Below are 17,846 nucleotides of genomic sequence, written 5' to 3' on the forward strand. Positions count from 1 at the left end.
GCGAGCACGGGCCATGTCCCGCCGCCGGCCGCTCCGCGCGGCGTTCCTGATCCTGCTCGCGCTCGTCGTGCCGTTGCATGCGGTGGCGGCGGACGACGGGCCGCAGATCCTGCGCGATACCGAGACCGAGCGCTTCCTCAACGGCATCGCCGATCCGCTCGCGCGCGCATCCGGTCTCGCGCCGGGCGCGATCAAGGTAAACCTCGTCCAAGATCCCGAGATCAACGCCTTCGTCGTCGGGCGGCAGGAGATCTATATCAACTCGGGCACGATCCTCGCGGCCGACAACGCCAACGAGCTTGAAGGCGTGATCGCGCACGAACTCGGCCATATCGAGGGCGGGCACGTCCCGCTCGGCGACCAGAATGCGCGGCCCGCCACGCGTATCGCGCTGCTCTCGCTGTTGCTCGGTCTCGCGGCGGTGGCGGCGGGCGCGGGCGAGGCCGGGCTGGCGGCGATGGGCGCCGGCCAATCGCTCGCGCAGGCCAATTATCTCGGCTTCAGCCGGGCGCAGGAGGGCGCGGCGGACGCCTCGGCGGTGCGCCACCTCGACGAGGCGCATCTCTCGGGCAAGGGGATGATCTCCTTCTTCGGCAAGCTGCGCCGCGAGGAGTATCGCATGCAGTCGAGCTACGCCTCGACCGACCCGTTCGCGCAGACCCACCCGATGACCGCCGATCGCCAGGCCGCGCTGCAGGCGGACCTGTCGCGCTCGCCCTGGTGGAACACGCCGATCGATGCCGCCAAGCAGGCGCGCTTCCTGCGCGTGAAGGCCAAGCTCGCGGGCTATGTGCTCGATCCCGACGTCGCGCTGAAGCGCTATCCGCTGGCGGACCAGTCGGTGCCCGGACATTATGCGCGCGCCTTCGCCTATCATCGCGCGGCCTTCCCCGATCAGGCGATGCGCGAGGCGGCGGCGCTGCTGCGGGCGGCGCCCGCCGATCCCTATTTCAACGAGCTGGACGGGCAGATGCTGCTGGAGAACGGGCATCCCAGAGAGGCGCTCGCGCCGCTGCGCCGCGCGGCGGTGGGATCGGACGAGGCGCCGCTCATCACCGCGATGCTCGGCCACGCGCTGATCGCCACCGACGACCCCAGGAATTTCGCCGAAGCCGAGCAGGTGCTGCGGCTCTCGGTCGCGCGCGATCGCGAGGATCCGCTCGCCTGGTACGCGCTGGGCGTCGTCTACGCCAATCGCGGCGACGAGGCGCATGCCAGCCTCGCCAGCGCCGAGCGCTACTCGATGGACGGGCAGGACAGGCTGGCCGGCCTGAACGCGGAGAGGGCGATGCGCGTGCTCAAGATCGGCACGTCCGACTATCTGCGCGCCGAGGATATCGCGCTCGCCAGCCGCAACAATCTCGACTGGAAGGAGCGGCGCAAGTGAGCGGTCGGCCATGAATGGGGGGTGGCGCGCCTTCGGCGGCACGATGGGCGCGGCCTTGGCGGGCGGCGCGGGGGCGGCGGCGGTGATGCTGGCGCTGGCGGGGCCGGGCCAGAGGCCCGGCGGAGAGGCGGTGCGCGGCTACCTGCTCGATCACCCCGAGGTGATCCCGGAGGCGATGCAGCGGCTGCGCGACCGGCAGGACGGGCAGGTGGTCGCCGCCAACCGCGACCAGATCGTGACGGCCTTTCCCGGCGCCGAGGCGGGCAACGCGCGCGGCGACGTCACCGTCACCGAATATTATGATTACGCGTGCGGCTATTGCCGGCAGAGCGTGGCCGATCTGGATCGCCTGGCGGCGAGCGATCGCCAGGTCCACGTGGTCTTCAAGCAGATGCCGGTGCTCTCGCCGCTGTCCGACGAGGCGGCGCGGCTGGCGCTGGCGGCGGCGCGCGCGGGGCGTTTCTCCGCCTACCACCACGCGCTGTTCGACGCGGGCACGCTCGACGAGGCGACGATGGCCGCCGCCGCGCGCTCGGCCGGCATCGACGCGGTCGCCGCCGACACGCCGGCGATCGCGCGCGAGATCGAGGCGACGCGCGCGACGGTGCGCGCGCTCGGCCTGACGGGCACGCCCGCCTTCGTCGTGGGGAACCGCATCCTGTCGGGCGCGGTCGGCTACGACGCGATCCGCGAGGCGGTGACGTCCGCGCGGAGCGGGGCCGCGCCGGCTTAGCCGGGCCGGCCGGCGATGGGCCGGCGCCCACGCCTTCAGGAAATCTTCGTCAATTTCGACGACACCATATGCGACGGCGTGTAGAGGCGTCGGGCAGGGTGACGGCGTGATCCGACTGTTCAAACATTATGTGCCCCACGCCGTGCTGCTGCTCGGCGCGGTGGACCTGTGCCTGCTGGCGGTGGCCGCCGAGATCGCGTGGGACCTGCGCGCCTGGCAGATCGGCACCGATGCCGGCCTGCTCAGCGGCCGCATCGGCCCGCTGGCGAGCTTCGCGATCGCGGTCGAGCTGGCGATGGTGGCGGTGGGCGTCTACGGCGTCGAGTCGCTGCAATCGGTGCGCTTCGCCACCGTCCGCCTGCTGGTGGCGATCATGCTGGGCATGGTCGCGGTCTCGACGCTCGGCTTCCTGGTGCCGGGGCTGACGCTGTGGCGATCGAACGCGCTCTACGCGGCGCTGATCTCGCCGACCTTGCTGGTGCTCGCGCGGCTGCTGCTCGGCAGCGTGATCGGGCACGAGGCGTTCAAGCGCCGCGTAATGGTGCTGGGCGCGGGGCCGCGCGCGGCGCGGATCAGGGCGCTGGCGGACAAGCCGGGCGCGGGCTTCTGCGTGTGCGGCTTCGTCGGCATGAACGACGGCGCCGACGCGGTGCGCGGTGCCATCAACCGCAACGCGATCGAGAGCCTGGGCGACCATGTCGTCAACCTGCGCGCGAGCGAGGTGGTGCTGGCGCTGGAGGAACGGCGCAACGCGCTGCCGCTCGCCGACCTGCTGCGCATCAAGACCACCGGCGTCCACGTCAACGAGCTGTCGAGCTTCCTGGAGCGCGAGACCGGCCGCGTCGACCTCGCCACCGCCAGCCATAGCTGGCTGATCTTCTCCGACGGCTTCTCGTCCGGCCGGCTGATCTCGGCGGCGTCGAAGCGGCTGTTCGATCTGGTGGCGAGCCTGCTGCTGCTCGTCGTCGCCGCCCCGATCATCGCGGTGTTCGCGATCCTGATCCGGCTGGAGAGCCCGGGCGGCGCCTTCTACCGGCAGAAGCGCGTCGGCCTGTTCGGGCAGGAGTTCGACGTGCTCAAGCTCCGCTCGATGCGTCAGGACGCGGAGGTCGCGGGGCAGGCGGTGTGGGCGGCGGAGAACGATCCCCGCGTCACGCGCGTCGGCCGCGTCATCCGCAAGGTCCGCATCGACGAGCTGCCGCAGGCGTGGACGGTGCTGAACGGCCGGATGAGCTTCGTCGGCCCGCGCCCCGAACGCCGCCAGTTCGTCGCCGACCTGGAGCAGCGCCTGCCCTTCTACGCCGAGCGTCACATGGTGAAGCCGGGCATCACCGGCTGGGCGCAGATCAACTATCCCTACGGCGCCAGCCTGGAGGATTCCAGGAACAAGCTGGAGTACGACCTCTATTACGCCAAGAACTACACGCCGTTCCTGGACCTGCTGATCCTCCTCCAGACGCTGCGCGTGCTGTTGTGGCCGGCGGGCGCGCGATAGGAGGTAACGTCGGATTGTGGTGGTGAGCGGACAGGCGGCTACAGCGCTGCGCGACCGTGAGGCCGCGCCCGACCTCTTCAATCTTGTCAGCCATCTCGGTCGCTCCGATCACACATCCGAACGCCGAGGCCCCAAGAACATGCCCGGCGGCCGGTGGCCGGCGGAGGTTCCGCGTGCCAGCGCAGAACCTGCGTCCGAAACGGCACTTGCGCCTCATTTGGATCATCAGGCATTCGGGTAGGCTAGATCCGCAGCGTCCTGATGGTGGAGCAAGCACGATGGCGACGTTCATTCTAGTTCACGGCGGCGCGCATGGCGGATGGTGCTGGGAGCATCTCGTGCCGGAACTGGAGAAGCGTGGCCATCGCGCGCTCGCACCGGATCTGCCCGGCATGGCCGACAGCCCACTGCCAACCGCTGCGGCGACCATACCGAACTGGGCGAAGTTCGTCGCTGAACTGGCCCGGGCACAAGGCGAGAAGGTGGTGCTGGTCGGCCACAGTCGCGGCGGCCCGGTGATCGGGGAGGCCGCCGAGCTGGCGCCCGAGCTGTATCTCGGTCTCGTCTATCTGACGGCGCTCCTTCTACCCGCTGGCAAGGCGACGGTAGATGCCTTCGACGATCCTCAGCCGCGGCTGATGGAAGGTGCCAGCCAGACGGCTGACGGAGCGGCAGTTGTCTTCAACGGCGAGTCGGCGCGGGCAGCGTTTTATCATCGCACGCCGAAGGCCCTCTCCGATGCAGCGATCGCACGGCTGTGCCCCGATCCTATCGCGCCCAACATTGCTCCCATGACGGTGACCGAGGGACGCTGGGGCAGCCTGCCGCGCGCCTTCATCGAATGTACCGACGATCAAGTCATGCCGCTATCGCTGCAGCGACAGCAGCAGGCGGCGCTACCATGCAATCCCGTGATCACCCTTGATAGCGATCATTCACCGTTTCTGTGGATGCCTGAAGCGGTCGCCGACGGTCTTGACCAAATCGTCAGAGACTTCATTGCACGAAGCACATGACGCACGTGTCAGCTTCTCCGTTATGAACGCGTTGCAGATAGTGCACGGCGAGCGTCTATGCCTTGTAGCAGCGTAAGCTGACGGCGGTGTGCGCAAGGTGGAGTATGCCTTCACTTCGAACGTCGGCCTATCGCCTTCGTCACCCGAGGCGCTACGACAAGTTCTCGACCAGGACTGCCCGATGGTCAGTGCCATCACGTCCAACGACCACGCAACGTCTGTTATCGGGATCGGCGCAATGGGTAAGCTATGTCCGCGATTGTGAAGGAAATCGGGCACCGGCAGGTGTACGATATCCTCCAAAGCAGGAAGCCGCGGGCCACGGGCGGTGAGCTATGGGATTTTCGGTTTCAGGCCGGTTGTACGGCGAGCGCGATGGCTGGTGGGCTGCGCGGCAGCCGACGATAATGAGGCTGCCGGGCACGACGTTGGCTGAGGATATCGATCAGGTCTGCGGCTTGGGACGTGCATCGGGACGGCGGCCGGCAGCGGCAGCGCGACCGACATCGTCGCCGGAAGCGCAGGATCTGCGTGGCGGGATGACGGCGAGCCATGCCGGGTCATGGCGCGATGGTGCCGGTCGTGGCGGCGCCGTCCGGAGGCGCCCGCGGCTGTCGCCAGCGCTCGAAGGTCTCGATGACGAGCATGCGCCCGCCGCAGCATGGGCACGGTGGGCGGGTGTCGTCCGGCTCGACCGGGGCATCAGGTGCGGCGGGCAGTGCGACTCCGAGCAACTGACGGGCACGTTCGAGATGCCCCTTGCGGGTGGCGCCGGCGAGCAGGCCGTAGTGGCGGATGCGGTGGAAGCCCTTGGGCAGGACGTGGAGCAGGAAGCGGCGGATGAACTCGTGCGCGCTGAGCGTCATGACCTGCTGGCGGTCGGTGCCGGCGCGGCGGTAGTCCTTCCACCGGAAGGTGACGCCGGTCTCGTCGAAGCGGATGAGACGGCTGTTCGAGATGGCGACGCGATGGGTGTAGCGCGACAGGTAGGCCAGCACCGCCTCCGGCCCGGCGAACGGCGGCTTGGCGTAGACCACCCAGCGCTTCTTCCTGACCGGGGCCAGGTGGCGCAGGAACGCGCGCCGGTCGCCGAGATGAGCGATGCTGCCGTAGAAGGCGAGCCGCCCGGCGTCGTACAGCGCCACCAGTCGGGCAAGGAACAGACGGCGGAACAGCTTGCCCAGCACGCGCACCGGCAGCAGGAACGCCGGACGCGACGCGATCCAGCGGCTCCCGTCGGGCGGCAGGCCGCCACCCGGCACGATCGTGTGGATGTGCGGGTGGTGGGTCATCGCCGAGCCCCAGGTGTGGAGTACGGCGGTGATGCCGATGCGGGCGCCAAGATGCTTCGGATCCGCGGCGATGGTCGTCATCGTCTCCGACGCCGTCTGGAACAGCAGGCCATAGAGCGCGGCCTTGTTCTGGAAGGCGACGTCGGCGACCTCGGCCGGCAGCGTGAACACGACGTGGAAGTAGCCCACCGGTAAGAGGTCGGCTTCGCGCGCGGCGAGCCAGGTGCGTGCGGCGGCACCCTGGCACCGCGGACAGTGCCGGTTGCGGCAGGAGTTGTAGGCGACCCGCCAGTGCCCGCAGTCGGTGCAGGCCTCGACATGCCCACCCATGACGGCGGTGCGGCAGGTCTCTATCGCCGACATGATTTTGAGCTGGTCGAGGCTGAGGTGCCCGGCATGCGCGGTCCGGTACGAAGGGCCTGAGGCACGGAAGATGTCGGCGACCTCGAGAGAGGCGCGCACGCGGCGTCACCCCGCGGGCGTCTTCCCCTCCATGAGCGCCATCAGCTGGTCGAGTGGGCCGGTCACCGCGCGGATCGTGCGTGTCGCGACCTTGGTGTAGAGCGCGGTGGTCTCGAGCTTGCTGTGCCCGAGCAGCACCTGGATGACGCGGATATCGACATCCTGTTCGAGCAGGTGGGTGGCGAAGCTGTGCCGCAGCGTGTGCGGGCTGACGCGCTTGCGGATGCCCGCCGCCTCGGCAGCTTCTTGAACGGCGCGGTGGAGCTGCCTGGTCGAGATCGGATCGGTGTAGCTGCGGCCGGGGAAGAGCCAGCCGTGCGGCAGCAGGACACAGCGCCGCTTGCCCTCGCGCCACCATAGCCGCAGCAGCTCGAGGAGCTGCGGCGAGAGCATGGCGTTGCGGTCCTTGCGCCCCTTGCCCTCCTCGATGCGGATCAGCATCCGCTTGCTGTCGATGTCGTCGGCCTTGAGGTGAGCCACCTCCGACACGCGCAGCCCCGCGCCATACGCCACGCCGAGCGCCGCCCGGTACTTGATGCCCGGCGCCGCCTCGAGCAGCCTCGCCACTTCGTCGACACTGAGCACGTCGGGTAGCTTCCTGGGACGCGGCGCCAGCACCAGGCGGCGCGACAGGTCCGGCCGGTCGAGCGTCACCGTGAACAGGAAGCGCAGCGCCGACACCGTGCCGCCGATGACGGCCTCGCCCGCGCCGTGCTCGCGCTGGTGGACCTGGAAGCGCCGCACGTCCTCGGCGGTCGCGGTATCCGGCGAGCGTCCCAGGAAGGCGGCGAACGCGCGGACGTGGCGGACATAGTCGTGCTGGGTTCGCGCCCGCATCAAGCGCACGGCCATGTCGTCGAGCATCCGCTGGCGCAGCGGGGTGACGGGTCGGTCGGTGGGGAGAGAAGCCATGGGGAGTTCCTCTTGCTGAAGAAACTCCATCGTCCGCCGCCGCTCCGGCCGGACCAAACCTCAGCGCAGGCGCGCTACCTCACCGCCGAGCACCCCTGCCGCGCGAGCGGCTTCGTGCACTGGGGCGCAAGCAGACACACCTCTCCCTCCGCCCGCGCGGAAGAAGGGAGAAACGGCCGGCGCGTCCTGCCACGCGCACCCGGTTGCCGGACGACTTCAAGTGTCACGCGATGGTGATCGCGTCCGGACTTTCATGCCCCTCGGCGGTCCCGTCTCCCGGTGGTGGCCGGGACGGTTTCAGTTAGCCGAAGCGGCTGTTCACTTGCGGAGCCCCGTCTCACGAACCGGATGTCTCCGCGCCGGCCGCCGGCCTCGACAGGCTGTTGCCCGACGCGACCGGTCCCGTTCGTTCGCCGCGTGCGCATCGCGGCTCCCGAACGGCGAAGTCTATAACCAGAAGGGTTAGGAAAGTCAAGATGCGTGCGGGTGCGGCTTCAACCCGCCGCCGCGTCTCGCTATGCGGGCGTCAGCATGACCGACCCTCTCTACCGCATCGCCGCCGCGCTGGAGCGGCTGGCGCCACCGCCGCCCGCTGCCGCCGATCCCGCTTCGCACCCCGCCTATGTGTGGCGCGACGGCGCGCTGGCGGCGACGCGCGCGTTCCGGCCGCTGGCGCTCGAGCTGCTTACCGGCATGGACCGGCAGAAGGCGGCGGTGGTGGAGAATCTGCGGCGGCTGGGCGTGGGGCTGCCCGCGCACGACGTGCTGCTGTGGGGGGCGCGCGGCACCGGTAAATCCTCATTGGTGAAGAGCGCGGTCGCTCATCTTCAGGCCGGCGGCGCGCGCCTCGCGCTGGTCGAGGTCGCGCCCGACGCATTGCCGACGCTGCCCGCCTTGTTCGACCTGCTGGCGCGGACGGATCGCGCCTGGGCGCTGTTCGTCGACGATCTCGGCTTCGAGGAGGGCGGAGGCGAGCTTCGCGCGCTGCGCTCGCTGCTGGAGGGTGGGGCCGAGGCGCGGCCGGCCAACGCCCGGCTCCACGTCACCGCCAACCGCCGTCACATCGTGACGCGCGAGTTCGCCGAGGAGGAGCGGGCGGTGAACGCGCGCGACGTCGCCGACGATCGGCTGGCGCTCGCCGATCGCTTCGGGCTGAGCCTAGGCTTCCACGTCGTCGACCAGCAGGCCTATCTGGAAATGGTAGAGGGTTATGCGCGGGCGTTCGGCCTGGCCTTCGATCAGGCCGAGGCGGTGGCCTTCGCGACGGGGCGCGGCGCGCGATCGGGGCGCGTCGCCTGGCACTATGTGGTCGATCTCGCCGGCCGCGAGGGGGTGACGCTGTGACCGAGCGGGACGCGCGCGAACGGCTGGCGTGGCTCGCCGCCGAGATCGCGCGCCACGACCGGCTGTATCACGGCGAGGACGCGCCCGAAATCGCCGACGCGGATTACGACGCGCTGGTGCGCGAGAACCGCGCGCTGGAGGCGGCGTGGCCCGCGCTGGTGCGCGCGGACTCGCCCTCCGGCCGCGTAGGCCACGTGGCGCCCGGTCCGCTCGCCAAGGTGGCGCACGCGCGCGCGATGCTCAGCCTCGACAACGCCTTCTCGGACGACGAGGTGGCGGAGTTCCTGGCGCGCGTGCGCCGCTTCCTGGCGCTGGCGCAGGAGGAGCCGGTGGCGCTGACCGCCGAGCCCAAGATCGACGGCCTGTCCTGCTCGCTGCGGTACGAGGAGGGGCGGCTGGTGCAGGCCCTTACGAGAGGCGACGGAAAGACCGGTGAGGACGTGACGCCCAACGTCCGCACCATCGCCGACGTGCCCGAGCGGCTGAAGGGCCGCGCGCCCGACATCTTCGAAGTGCGCGGGGAGGTCTATATGGCCAAGAGCGATTTCGCCGCCTTGAACGCGCGGCTGGCGGGCGAGCGCGTGTTCGCCAACCCGCGCAACGCCGCCGCCGGCTCGCTCCGCCAGAAGGACGCCGCCGTCACCGCCGCGCGCCCGCTGCGCTTCCTGGCGCATGGCTGGGGCGAGGCCTCGACGCTGCCGGGCGACACGCAGCGCGACGTCATGGCGGCGATCGCCGGCTGGGGCCTGCCGGTGTCCGATCTGCTGGTGCGCTGCGACACGATCGAGGAGGCGTTGGCGCAGTACCGCCTGATCGAGCGCCGGCGCGCCGACCTGCCGTTCGACATCGACGGCGTTGTCTACAAGATCGACCGGCTCGACTGGCAGCGTCGGCTCGGCGAGGTCGGCCGCGCGCCGCGCTGGGGTCTGGCGCACAAGTTCCCCGCCGAGCGCGCCGAGACGGTGCTCAACGCGATCGACATCCAGGTCGGCCGCACCGGATCGCTGACGCCGGTGGCGCGGCTGGAGCCCGTGACCGTCGGCGGCGTCGTCGTCACCAACGCCACGCTGCACAATGCCGACGAGATCGAGCGGCTGGGTGCGCGCGCCGGCGACCGCGTGACGATCCAGCGCGCCGGCGACGTGATCCCGCAGGTGGTGGAGGTGCTGACCCGCAACGAGCCGCGCGCGCCCTACGACTTTCCGCGCGCCTGCCCCGAGTGCGGATCGGCCGTGGAGCGCGAGGCGGGCGAGGTCGTCTATCGCTGTACCGGCGGGCTCGTCTGCCCGGCGCAGCGGGTGGAGCGGCTGCGCCACTTCGTCTCGCGCCACGCCATGGACATCGATGGGCTGGGGTTGACGCTGATCGAGCGCTTCTTCGCCGACGGGCTGATCGCCACCCCCGCCGACATCTACCGCCTCGACGAGGCGCGGCTGCTCGAACGCAAGAAGTCCGGCAAGGTGTGGGCGGCGAACCTCCTCAAGGGCATCGACGAGAGCCGGACGCGCCCACTCGACCGTTTCCTGTTCGCGCTCGGCATCCGCCATGTCGGCGAGGTGACGGCGCGCGATCTCGCCCGCGCCTATCGCTCGCTCTCCGCGTTCCGCGCCCGCATGGCGGAGCTGGTGGCGATGCGCGGGGAGATCGTGGCGGCGGTGGGCGAGGCGGACGACAAGCACGCCGCCCGCGTCGCCAAGGCGCTGGCCGACGCGATCGGGGTGGCGGGGATCGGCCCCGAGGTCACCGACGCGCTGGTCGATTTCTGGGCGGAGTCGCACAATGTCGCCGTCGTCGACGATCTCCTCGCGCAGGGCGTCGCGCCGGCGGACGTGGTGCACGAGACGCTCGCCTCGCAGGTGGCGGGCAAGACGGTGGTGTTCACCGGCAAGCTGGAGACGATGAGCCGCGACGAGGCCAAGGCGCAGGCCGAGCGGCTGGGCGCGCGCGTGGCGGGATCGGTCTCCAAGGCCACCGACCTCGTGGTCGCGGGCGCGGATGCGGGCTCCAAGCTCAAGAAGGCGGCCGATCTCGGCGTCGGCGTTACCGACGAGGCGGGCTGGGCGGCGATCGTCGCGGCGGCGGGATAGGCGCGCCGCCAGCGCCGGGATCGAGTAGGCGCGACGCGGGTTGAGAGCATGTCTGTCACCTTCTCGTTCCTGTCGCGTCCGCTTTCCCCTCCTGTTCACGGATCGGCCATGGCGCGTCGCCTTCTCCTCCTGCTCACGGTCACGCTCGTCGCGGCCACGCCGCCGCCTCCGCTCGATCGGACTAAGCGTGTGCGGAGCGGCATCGCATCCTTCTACGGCCATAGCGAGGCCGGCAGGACGACCGCGAGCGGCAAGCCGCTCGACCCGCGTCGCATGACGGCGGCAAGCCGGACGCTGCCGCTCGGCACGCGGGCGAAGGTGGTCAATGAGGAGACGGGCAAGTCCGTGCAGGTGACGATCATCGATCGCGGTCCCTATGCCAAGGGCCGCGTGCTAGACGTCACGCCGAAGGCCGCCGAGCAGCTCGGCATGACGCACGACGGCGTCGCGCCGGTGATGGTGAAACCGGTGGCGCTGCCGCCGCCGCCGCCGCCGTCGCGCTGATCGCCTGCCCGGACACACCATCCGGATACAGGCGCGCGATGCGGCGTTCAGGGGTGATGCTTCGCGCCCTCATCAACCCGTTCCTCATTGGCCTGGCCGGCGGCCAGCGCGGGATCACGCCGCTGTCGGTGGTCGCCGCGGCGGCGCGCCGCGATGCGCTGCCCGCCGGCGCGCCGCTGCGCGCGCTCCTCGCCAATCGGCTGGTGGCGGCCGGCGCCGCCTCGCTCGCCGCCGCCGAGATGGCGGGCGACAAGATGAAGACGGCGCCCGATCGCACCGTGCCGATCGGGCTTGCGGTGCGCGGCGTCACCACCGCCTTCGCGGGTGCCGCGCTGGCGCCGCGCGGGAAGCGGATCGCCGGCGCGGCGCTCGCCACCGCGACGGCGCTCGCCGCCGCGCCGCTCGGCCTGCGCCTGCGCAAGCGCGCGATGGCGCGCTTCGGCCAGACCGCGACGGGCTTCGTGGAGGATGCGCTGGTGACGGCGGTCGGCCACTATGCCGGCCGCCGACGCGGAGCGTGACGGCGGTGGCCGAGCACGTCCTCGACAGCCCCCCGCCCGGTGCCGGCGCCGACTGGACGATCCCGCAGGATTGGGAGGCGTTCACGGCGGAGGAGCACGACACCTGGAACATCCTGTTCGAGCGCCAGACCGCGCTGCTGCCCGGCCGCGCGTGCGAGGCGTATCTGCGCGGGCTCGACGTGCTGCGCCTCTCGCGCCCCGGCATCCCCGACTATCGCGAGCTCAACGCCAGGCTGGGCGACGCCACGGGATGGCAGGTGGTGGCCGTGCCCGGCCTGGTGCCCGACGACGTGTTCTTCGATCATCTCGCCAACCGGCGCTTCGTGGCGGGCAACTTCATCCGCCGGCCCGACCAGCTCGACTATCTGCAGGAGCCCGACGTCTTCCACGACGTGTTCGGCCACGTGCCGATGCTCGCCGACCCGGTGTTCGCGGATTACATGGAGGCGTACGGGAAGGGCGGGCTGCGCTCGCTGGGATTCGGATCGCTCGACAAGCTCGCCCGGCTCTACTGGTATACCGTCGAGTTCGGTCTGGTGCGCGAGGCGGGCGGGCTGCGGCTGTTCGGATCGGGGATCGTCTCGAGCCGGGGCGAGAGCCTGTTCGCGCTCGACAGCGACAGCCCCAACCGTTTGGGCTTCGACCTCGAACGCGTGATGCGCACCCGCTACCGCATCGACGATTACCAGCAGGTCTATTTCGTCATCGACAGTTTCGCGGACCTGCTTGCCGCCACCGTCGAGACCGACTTCGCGCCGCTGTACGAGCGGCTGGCATCGCTGCCCGATCTCGCCCCCGACGCGCTCCTCGATGACGATGAGGTGCTGACGCGCGGCACGCAGGCGCATGCGACGGAGCGGGCACCCGCCTAACGCCGCATCCGCATCTCCAGGATCGTCCAGGCGCCGCGCTCGATCGCGCCCGCGCGGCGGAAGCCCTGGGCGACATAGGCGGTGCTGACGGCGGCGGCCTGGGGGCTCATCAGCCCCGCCAGCACCAGCGCGCCGCCCGGCGCTATGACGCTGGCGATACCGGGCGCGAGTTCGATCAGCGGCTGGGCGAGGATGTTGGCGACGACGAGGTCGAACGGCCCCATCGCCTCGTACAGCGGGTGCGCGACGCCCTCCGCCACCGCCGCCACCAGCCGCCCGCGCCCGTCGCCGATGCGCACCTGGTTGGCGACGGCGTTGTCGAGCGTGATCTCGATCGAGACGGGATCGATATCCGTCGCCAGCGCCCGCGCGCGGGGCCACAGCTTCAGCGCGGCGAAGGCGAGCAGCCCCGTCCCGGTGCCGACGTCCGCCACGGCCGCGAAGCGCCGGCCCCGCCGCTTGAGCGCATCCAGCGTCTCCAGGCAACCGGCGGTGGTGGCGTGGTGGCCGGTGCCGAAGGCGCGGTTGGCGGCGATCTCCAGCCCGATCTCGCGCGCGCCGACCGCGGCGGCGTGCGCGGGGGTGTGGACTACGAAGCGGCCGGCGCGGATCGGCTCCAGCCCGGCCTGGCTCATCGTCACCCAGTCCTGCGGCGGCACGGCGGCGATCTCGGGCTCGGCGCCGGTGGAGGCGATCAGCGCGCGCACCGCCGCCACCGCCTCCGCGTCCGGCTCGCCGAGCGTGTAGGCGTCGAGCAGCCAGTCGTCGGGCCTCGCCTCGTCGGGCTCGCGGACGTCGATCACCGGCGGCTCGTCGAGCGTGGCGAACAGCTCGGTCGCGGATGCCAGCGCCTCGGCTTCCGCGCGCGTGCAGGGCAGGGTGATCCGCCAGCTCTCGGGCTCGGCGGTCCCGGAACTAGCGGACATAGCTCGCCCCGTTGAGGTCCAGCGTCGCGCCGGTCAGCGAGGCGGGCGCGTCGAGCGCCAGCCAGCGAACCGCCTCGGCGATCTCCTCCGTCGCGGCGACGCGGCCGAGCGGGATGTCGGCAAGCAGCTTGTCCCCGCCGCGCGACGCGAGATAGTCGTCCGCCATCCCCGTCATGGTGAAGCCCGGCGCTACCGCGAAGGCGAGGATGCCGTCGCTCGCGTAGCCGCGCGCGATCGTCTTGGTCATCGCGATCATGCCCGCCTTGGAGGCGGCGTAGTGCCAGTGCGCGGGCGAATCGCCGCGATGCCCGGCGCGGCTGGCGACGTTGACGATGCGGCCGCCCACGCCCCGCTCGCGCCAGTGGCGCACGGCGTGGCGGCACAGTTCGGCGGCGGCGGTGAGGTTGATGCGCATCGTGCGCTCCCAACCCTCCAGCCAGTCCTCGGCGTCGATCGGGTTGGCCTCGAACACGCCGGCATTGTTGACGAGCACGTCCACGCGCCCGTCGAGCCGGTCCAGCGCCTCGCGCCACAGCGCGTCGGCGGCGCCGGGCTCGGCCAGGTCGGCGGGGACGGCGGCGCTGCCCTCGGCGGGGCGGCTGGCGTGGCCGACGAGGCGGACGTCGGCTTGGTCGAGCGCGGAGGCGATGGCGGCGCCGATGCCCCGGCTGGTGCCGGTGGCGAGGATGTGGACGGTCATGGCGACGCCCTAGCTGCGCCGCCGCTGCGGCACTAGGGGCGGGGAATGGCCGATCGCACCCCCGTCGCGGAGACCGGCTGCCGCTACGCGCGCTCGCTCGTCTTTCCGCAAGCCGTGGAGGTGGGGCTGGCGGTGGAGCGGCTGGGCACGTCCAGCGTCACCTACCGGCTGGGCGTGTTCGCGCGAGGCGAGGCGGAGCCGGCGGCGGAAGGCGGCTTCGTCCACGTCGTCGTCGGCCGCGATTCGCGTAGGCCGGTGCCGCTCCCGGACCGCTGGCGCGAGGCGCTCACGACGCTGCTCTAGCCGCCCGACGGCTGTAGCCGAGATACACCGCCAGCCCGATCGCGTTCCAGACGACGAAGCGCAGTTGCGTCGCCGCCGGCAGGTTGAGGAACAGATAGCAGCAGCCGATCACCGCCACGCCGCCGACGAGCGGCGCGGCCGGCGCGCGGAACGGGCGCGCCCGGTCGGGATCGCGTCGGCGCAGCACCAGCAGCGAGGCGCCCACCGCCACGAAAGCGCACAGCGTGCCCGCATTGGCGAGCGCCGCGATCTCGGCGAGCGGCAGGAAGGCGGCGATCGCCGCGACGATCGCGGCGGTGCCGATCGTCACCGCCACCGGCACGCCGCTGCGCGCCGAGACGCGGCCGAGCGCGGGCGGCAGCAGCCGGTCGCGCGCCATGACGAAGAAGATGCGCGTCTGCCCGAACAGGAAGGCGAGGATGACGGTGGGCAGTGCCACCACCGCCACCGCGCCGAAGATCGCGGCGGCGCGCGGCGCGTTAAGCGTGCGCAGCACCAGCGCCAGCGGCTCCGCGCTGTCGGCGAAGGCGGAGGGCGCCACCGCGCCGATCGCGCTCGCCGCCACCGCGACGTAGATCGCCACGCACGCCAGCATCGATCCGACGATACCGATCGTCAGGTCGCGCTTGGGATCGCGCGCCTCCTCCGCCGCCGTGGAGACCGCGTCGAAGCCGTAGAAGGCGAAGAAGATGATCGACGCCGCCGCCATCACCCCGCGCTTGGTGCCGTCCGGCCCGGCATGCTGGAAGAAGCCGTAGGGCATCAGCGGCCGGAAGTGGCCGACGTCGAAGGCGGGCAGCGCCACGGCCACGAACATCGCCAGCGCCGCGATCTTGAGCGCCACCAGCACGACGTTGAGCGTGGCGGACTCGCGCGTGCCGACGAGCAGCAGCCCCGCCACCACGGCGATGATCGCCACCGCCGGCAGGTTGACGACGCCGCCCGCCGCCGGTCCGGCGATGATAGCGGTCGGCAGCGGGTGGCCGATGCCCGCCATGAACCCGGCGAAATAGCCAGACCAGCCGACCGCCACCGTTGAGCACACCACCGAATATTCGAGGATCAGCGACCAGCCGACCACCCACGCCACCCGCTCGCCGATCGCGGAATAGGCGTAGGTGTAGGCTGAGCCCGATTGCGGGATCATCGTCGCCAGTTCGGCGTAACAGAGCGCGGCGGCCGCGCAGACCGTGCCCGCGATCAGGAACGACAGGATCACGCCCGGCCCGGCCAGCGCCGCGCCGACGCCGGTGAGCGTGAGGATGCCGGTGCCGACGATCGCGCCGACGCCCAGCGCCACCAGGTGCGGCCAGCCGAGCGTGCGGCGCAGCCGGTGGGCGGCGTCGCCCGCCGGCGGCTCGATCGGCTTCAGTCGGCCCAGCATCCCCGTCTCCTTTTCGGATGCGATTACAGGCGCGGCCGGCGCGGCACCAGCGTCGCGCAGGCTCGTTTCCCTGCCGACGATCGAGGAAATTTCGCATGAAGCTCTACTACGCACCCGGCGCGTGCAGCCTGGCCGATCACATCGCGCTCGCCGAGGCCGAGCTCCCCTACGAGCTCGCCAAGGTGGACCTGAAGACGAAGCGCGTCGAGGACGGGCAGGACTTCACCGCCGTCAACCCCAAGGGCTACGTCCCCGCGCTTGCGCTCGATGACGGCGGCGTGCTGACCGAGAACATCGCCGTGCTGAGCTATATCGCCGACAAGGCGGGCGCGCTGATGCCGGCGGGCGGCATCAAGCGCTTCCGAGCGCTGGAGATGTTGGCCTTCATCTCCACCGAGCTGCACAAGAGCTTCAAGCCCTTCTTCAAGCTCGACGCCAGCCAGATCGAGAAGGACGAGGCGGCCCAGACGATCGGAAAGCGGCTCCAGACGATCGCCGACCAGCTTTCGGGCGGCGACTTCCTGCTCGGCGACGCGCTGTCTGTGGCGGACTGCTACTTGTTCGTCATGCTAATGTGGGCGCGGAAGAATGGCCTGCCGCTGCCCGCCGGCCTGGACGGCTATTTCGATCGGCTGAAGGCGCGGCCGGGCTTCGCCAAGGCGCTCTCCGAGGAAGGCCTCTCCTGATGCCGCGGGGCGACAAGGACGCCTATACGACCAAGCAGCAGCGCAAGGCCGAGCATATCGAGGAAGGCTATGAGAAGCGCGGCGTGCCCGAGCAGGAGGCCGAGCGCCGCGCCTGGGCGACCGTCAACACGGACGACGGCGGCGGCAAGAAGTCCGGCTCCGGGCGCGGCAAGGCGGCGACGCACGAGGCATCGCGCAAGGGCGGCAAGGCGCATAAATCCGGCTCGTCGGAGCAACGCTCCGCCGCCGCGCGGAAAGGCTGGGAGACGCGACGGCGCAACGGCAAGGGCTGAGCGCGCGTCGCTAGCCGCGTGCCTCGATCATCTCCGCGAATGCCAGCAGCCGCTCCGCCTCGTCGACGTGGAGCTGCTCCACCATCGTGCCGCCGATCCGCGCGACGCCGGTGCCCGCGGGCCGCGCTTCCCACGCCGCCACCATCTCGCGGGCGCGGGCGATCTCGTCGGGCGAGGGCGCGAAGATGCGGTTGGCCGCATCGATCGTGCCGGGATGGACGAGCGACTTGCCGTCGAAGCCCAATGCCAGCCCCTGCCGGCACGCCGCCTCGAACCCGGCCGCGTCGTCGAGATCGAGGTGCACGCCGTCGATCGCTGCGAGCCCGTGCGCGCGGGCGGCGAGCAGCACCAGCGACAGCGACGTCAGCAGCGGCGCGCGATCGGGAACGTGGCGCGCGCGCAAATCCTTGGCGAGATCGTTGGTGCCCGCGACGAAGCCCGCCAGCGACGCGGACGCCGCCGCGATCTCGGGCGCGCGCAGCACGCCCAGCGGCGTCTCGATCATGCACCAGATCGGGTGCGGCGTCCGCTCGGCGGCGCCGCGCACCGTCCCGGCGTCTTCGACCTTGGGCAGCAGCACGCCGTCGAGCGGAAGCCGTTCAGCCAGCACGAAATCCTCCGCGCAGTCGGCCGCGCTGACCCGCAGGATCAGCTCGCGCGCGCCGTGCCCGCCGTCCGCCACCGCCTCAACGATCGCCTGCCGTGCCGCGTGCTTGTTACCGGGCGCGACCGCGTCCTCGAGGTCGAGGATCAGGCCGTCGGCGGGCAGCGCCATCGCCTTGGCGAGCGCGCGTGGCTTGTCGCCGGGTACGTAGAGCATCGAGCGACGGGGGCGGACGGGCGCGATCATCCGCCGCTGTTGGCGGGCGGGGCGACCGGGAGCAAGAGCCGCATGGGAAGAACGGCCAATCGCGCGAGCCCATGCGATG

Annotated in this window: 18 protein-coding genes; 12 read left to right on the plus strand and 6 right to left on the minus strand. The window is 71.2% G+C overall.

Annotation, left to right across the window (positions count from 1 at the left end; genetic code table 11):
- The first annotated feature begins 13 nt into the window (after positions 1–13).
- The 4 genes from ACOFKX_RS11370 (at position 14) to ACOFKX_RS11385 (ending at position 4,631) form a co-directional block, all read left to right on the plus strand.
- On the plus strand, positions 14–1,387 hold the full coding sequence (locus tag ACOFKX_RS11370; protein ID WP_419827089.1) for a M48 family metalloprotease: 1,374 nt from the start codon (positions 14–16) through the stop codon (positions 1,385–1,387).
- A gap of 10 nt (positions 1,388–1,397) precedes the next feature.
- The gene (locus tag ACOFKX_RS11375; RefSeq protein ID WP_419827090.1) at positions 1,398–2,120 is read left to right on the plus strand and encodes a DsbA family protein; all 723 of its coding nucleotides are present in this window, start codon (positions 1,398–1,400) and stop codon (positions 2,118–2,120) included.
- Between the two features lie 106 nt (positions 2,121–2,226).
- Positions 2,227–3,615: a TIGR03013 family XrtA/PEP-CTERM system glycosyltransferase gene (locus tag ACOFKX_RS11380; RefSeq protein WP_419827091.1), complete on the plus strand. Its 1,389-nt coding sequence runs from the start codon at positions 2,227–2,229 to the stop codon at positions 3,613–3,615.
- Positions 3,616–3,893: 278 nt separating this feature from the next.
- Positions 3,894–4,631: an alpha/beta fold hydrolase gene (locus ACOFKX_RS11385; protein WP_419827092.1), complete on the plus strand. Its 738-nt coding sequence runs from the start codon at positions 3,894–3,896 to the stop codon at positions 4,629–4,631.
- Positions 4,632–5,191: 560 nt separating this feature from the next.
- Here ACOFKX_RS11385 and ACOFKX_RS11390 read toward each other — a convergent pair.
- Together ACOFKX_RS11390 and ACOFKX_RS11395 are read right to left on the minus strand one after the other, a co-directional pair.
- Complete coding sequence (locus ACOFKX_RS11390; protein WP_419827093.1) at positions 5,192–6,385, minus strand: IS91 family transposase; 1,194 nt, start codon at positions 6,383–6,385, stop codon at positions 5,192–5,194.
- A gap of 6 nt (positions 6,386–6,391) precedes the next feature.
- Positions 6,392–7,297, minus strand: coding sequence for a tyrosine-type recombinase/integrase (locus ACOFKX_RS11395; RefSeq protein WP_419827094.1), 906 nt, complete (start codon positions 7,295–7,297; stop codon positions 6,392–6,394).
- A gap of 531 nt (positions 7,298–7,828) precedes the next feature.
- On the opposite strand from ACOFKX_RS11395, the gene ACOFKX_RS11400 reads away from it, so the two are divergent.
- The 5 genes from ACOFKX_RS11400 to phhA all read left to right on the plus strand — a co-directional run bounded on the left by ACOFKX_RS11400 (position 7,829) and on the right by phhA (position 12,625).
- Positions 7,829–8,641: an ATP-binding protein gene (locus ACOFKX_RS11400; RefSeq protein WP_419827095.1), complete on the plus strand. Its 813-nt coding sequence runs from the start codon at positions 7,829–7,831 to the stop codon at positions 8,639–8,641.
- The gene (gene ligA / locus ACOFKX_RS11405) at positions 8,638–10,728 is read left to right on the plus strand and encodes an NAD-dependent DNA ligase LigA (RefSeq protein ID WP_419827096.1); all 2,091 of its coding nucleotides are present in this window, start codon (positions 8,638–8,640) and stop codon (positions 10,726–10,728) included. The genes ACOFKX_RS11400 and ligA overlap by 4 nt, the downstream gene beginning before the upstream one ends.
- Before the next feature lie 108 nt (positions 10,729–10,836).
- The gene (locus tag ACOFKX_RS11410; RefSeq protein WP_419827097.1) at positions 10,837–11,232 is read left to right on the plus strand and encodes a septal ring lytic transglycosylase RlpA family protein; all 396 of its coding nucleotides are present in this window, start codon (positions 10,837–10,839) and stop codon (positions 11,230–11,232) included.
- A gap of 56 nt (positions 11,233–11,288) precedes the next feature.
- Positions 11,289–11,753 (plus strand): DUF4126 domain-containing protein, encoded by a 465-nt coding sequence (locus ACOFKX_RS11415; RefSeq protein WP_419827414.1) that lies wholly within the window; start codon positions 11,289–11,291, stop codon positions 11,751–11,753.
- Between the two features lie 5 nt (positions 11,754–11,758).
- Entirely contained in the window at positions 11,759–12,625 is an 867-nt protein-coding gene (gene phhA / locus ACOFKX_RS11420) for a phenylalanine 4-monooxygenase (protein ID WP_419827098.1), read from the plus strand.
- Here phhA and ACOFKX_RS11425 read toward each other — a convergent pair.
- The gene (locus ACOFKX_RS11425) at positions 12,622–13,551 is read right to left on the minus strand and encodes a 50S ribosomal protein L11 methyltransferase (RefSeq protein WP_419827099.1); all 930 of its coding nucleotides are present in this window, start codon (positions 13,549–13,551) and stop codon (positions 12,622–12,624) included. The genes phhA and ACOFKX_RS11425 overlap by 4 nt on opposite strands.
- A complete protein-coding gene (locus ACOFKX_RS11430; RefSeq protein WP_419827100.1) occupies positions 13,541–14,251 on the minus strand; it encodes an SDR family NAD(P)-dependent oxidoreductase in 711 nt (236 codons plus the stop codon). Before ACOFKX_RS11430 ends, ACOFKX_RS11425 begins: the two co-directional genes overlap by 11 nt.
- A 45-nt stretch (positions 14,252–14,296) precedes the next feature.
- Here ACOFKX_RS11430 and ACOFKX_RS11435 point away from each other — a divergent pair, with 45 nt between their 5' ends.
- Positions 14,297–14,554, plus strand: coding sequence for an acyl-CoA thioesterase (locus ACOFKX_RS11435; RefSeq protein ID WP_419827101.1), 258 nt, complete (start codon positions 14,297–14,299; stop codon positions 14,552–14,554).
- Here the strand turns inward: ACOFKX_RS11435 and ACOFKX_RS11440 are convergent.
- The gene (locus tag ACOFKX_RS11440) at positions 14,538–15,938 is read right to left on the minus strand and encodes an amino acid permease (RefSeq protein ID WP_419827102.1); all 1,401 of its coding nucleotides are present in this window, start codon (positions 15,936–15,938) and stop codon (positions 14,538–14,540) included. The genes ACOFKX_RS11435 and ACOFKX_RS11440 overlap by 17 nt on opposite strands.
- Before the next feature lie 95 nt (positions 15,939–16,033).
- Between ACOFKX_RS11440 and ACOFKX_RS11445 the strand changes: the two genes are divergently transcribed.
- Together ACOFKX_RS11445 and ACOFKX_RS11450 are read left to right on the plus strand one after the other, a co-directional pair.
- Complete coding sequence (locus ACOFKX_RS11445) at positions 16,034–16,624, plus strand: glutathione binding-like protein (protein WP_419827103.1); 591 nt, start codon at positions 16,034–16,036, stop codon at positions 16,622–16,624.
- Positions 16,624–16,917 (plus strand): plasmid stabilization protein, encoded by a 294-nt coding sequence (locus ACOFKX_RS11450; protein ID WP_419827104.1) that lies wholly within the window; start codon positions 16,624–16,626, stop codon positions 16,915–16,917. The genes ACOFKX_RS11445 and ACOFKX_RS11450 overlap by 1 nt, the downstream gene beginning before the upstream one ends.
- Positions 16,918–16,927: 10 nt before the next feature.
- Here ACOFKX_RS11450 and ACOFKX_RS11455 read toward each other — a convergent pair whose 3' ends face one another.
- Positions 16,928–17,767: an HpcH/HpaI aldolase/citrate lyase family protein gene (locus ACOFKX_RS11455; protein ID WP_419827105.1), complete on the minus strand. Its 840-nt coding sequence runs from the start codon at positions 17,765–17,767 to the stop codon at positions 16,928–16,930.
- Between the last annotated feature and the right edge of the window lie 79 nt (positions 17,768–17,846).

The organism is Sphingomonas sp. (assembly GCF_965200105.1).
GTDB lineage: Bacteria > Pseudomonadota > Alphaproteobacteria > Sphingomonadales > Sphingomonadaceae > Solisphingomonas.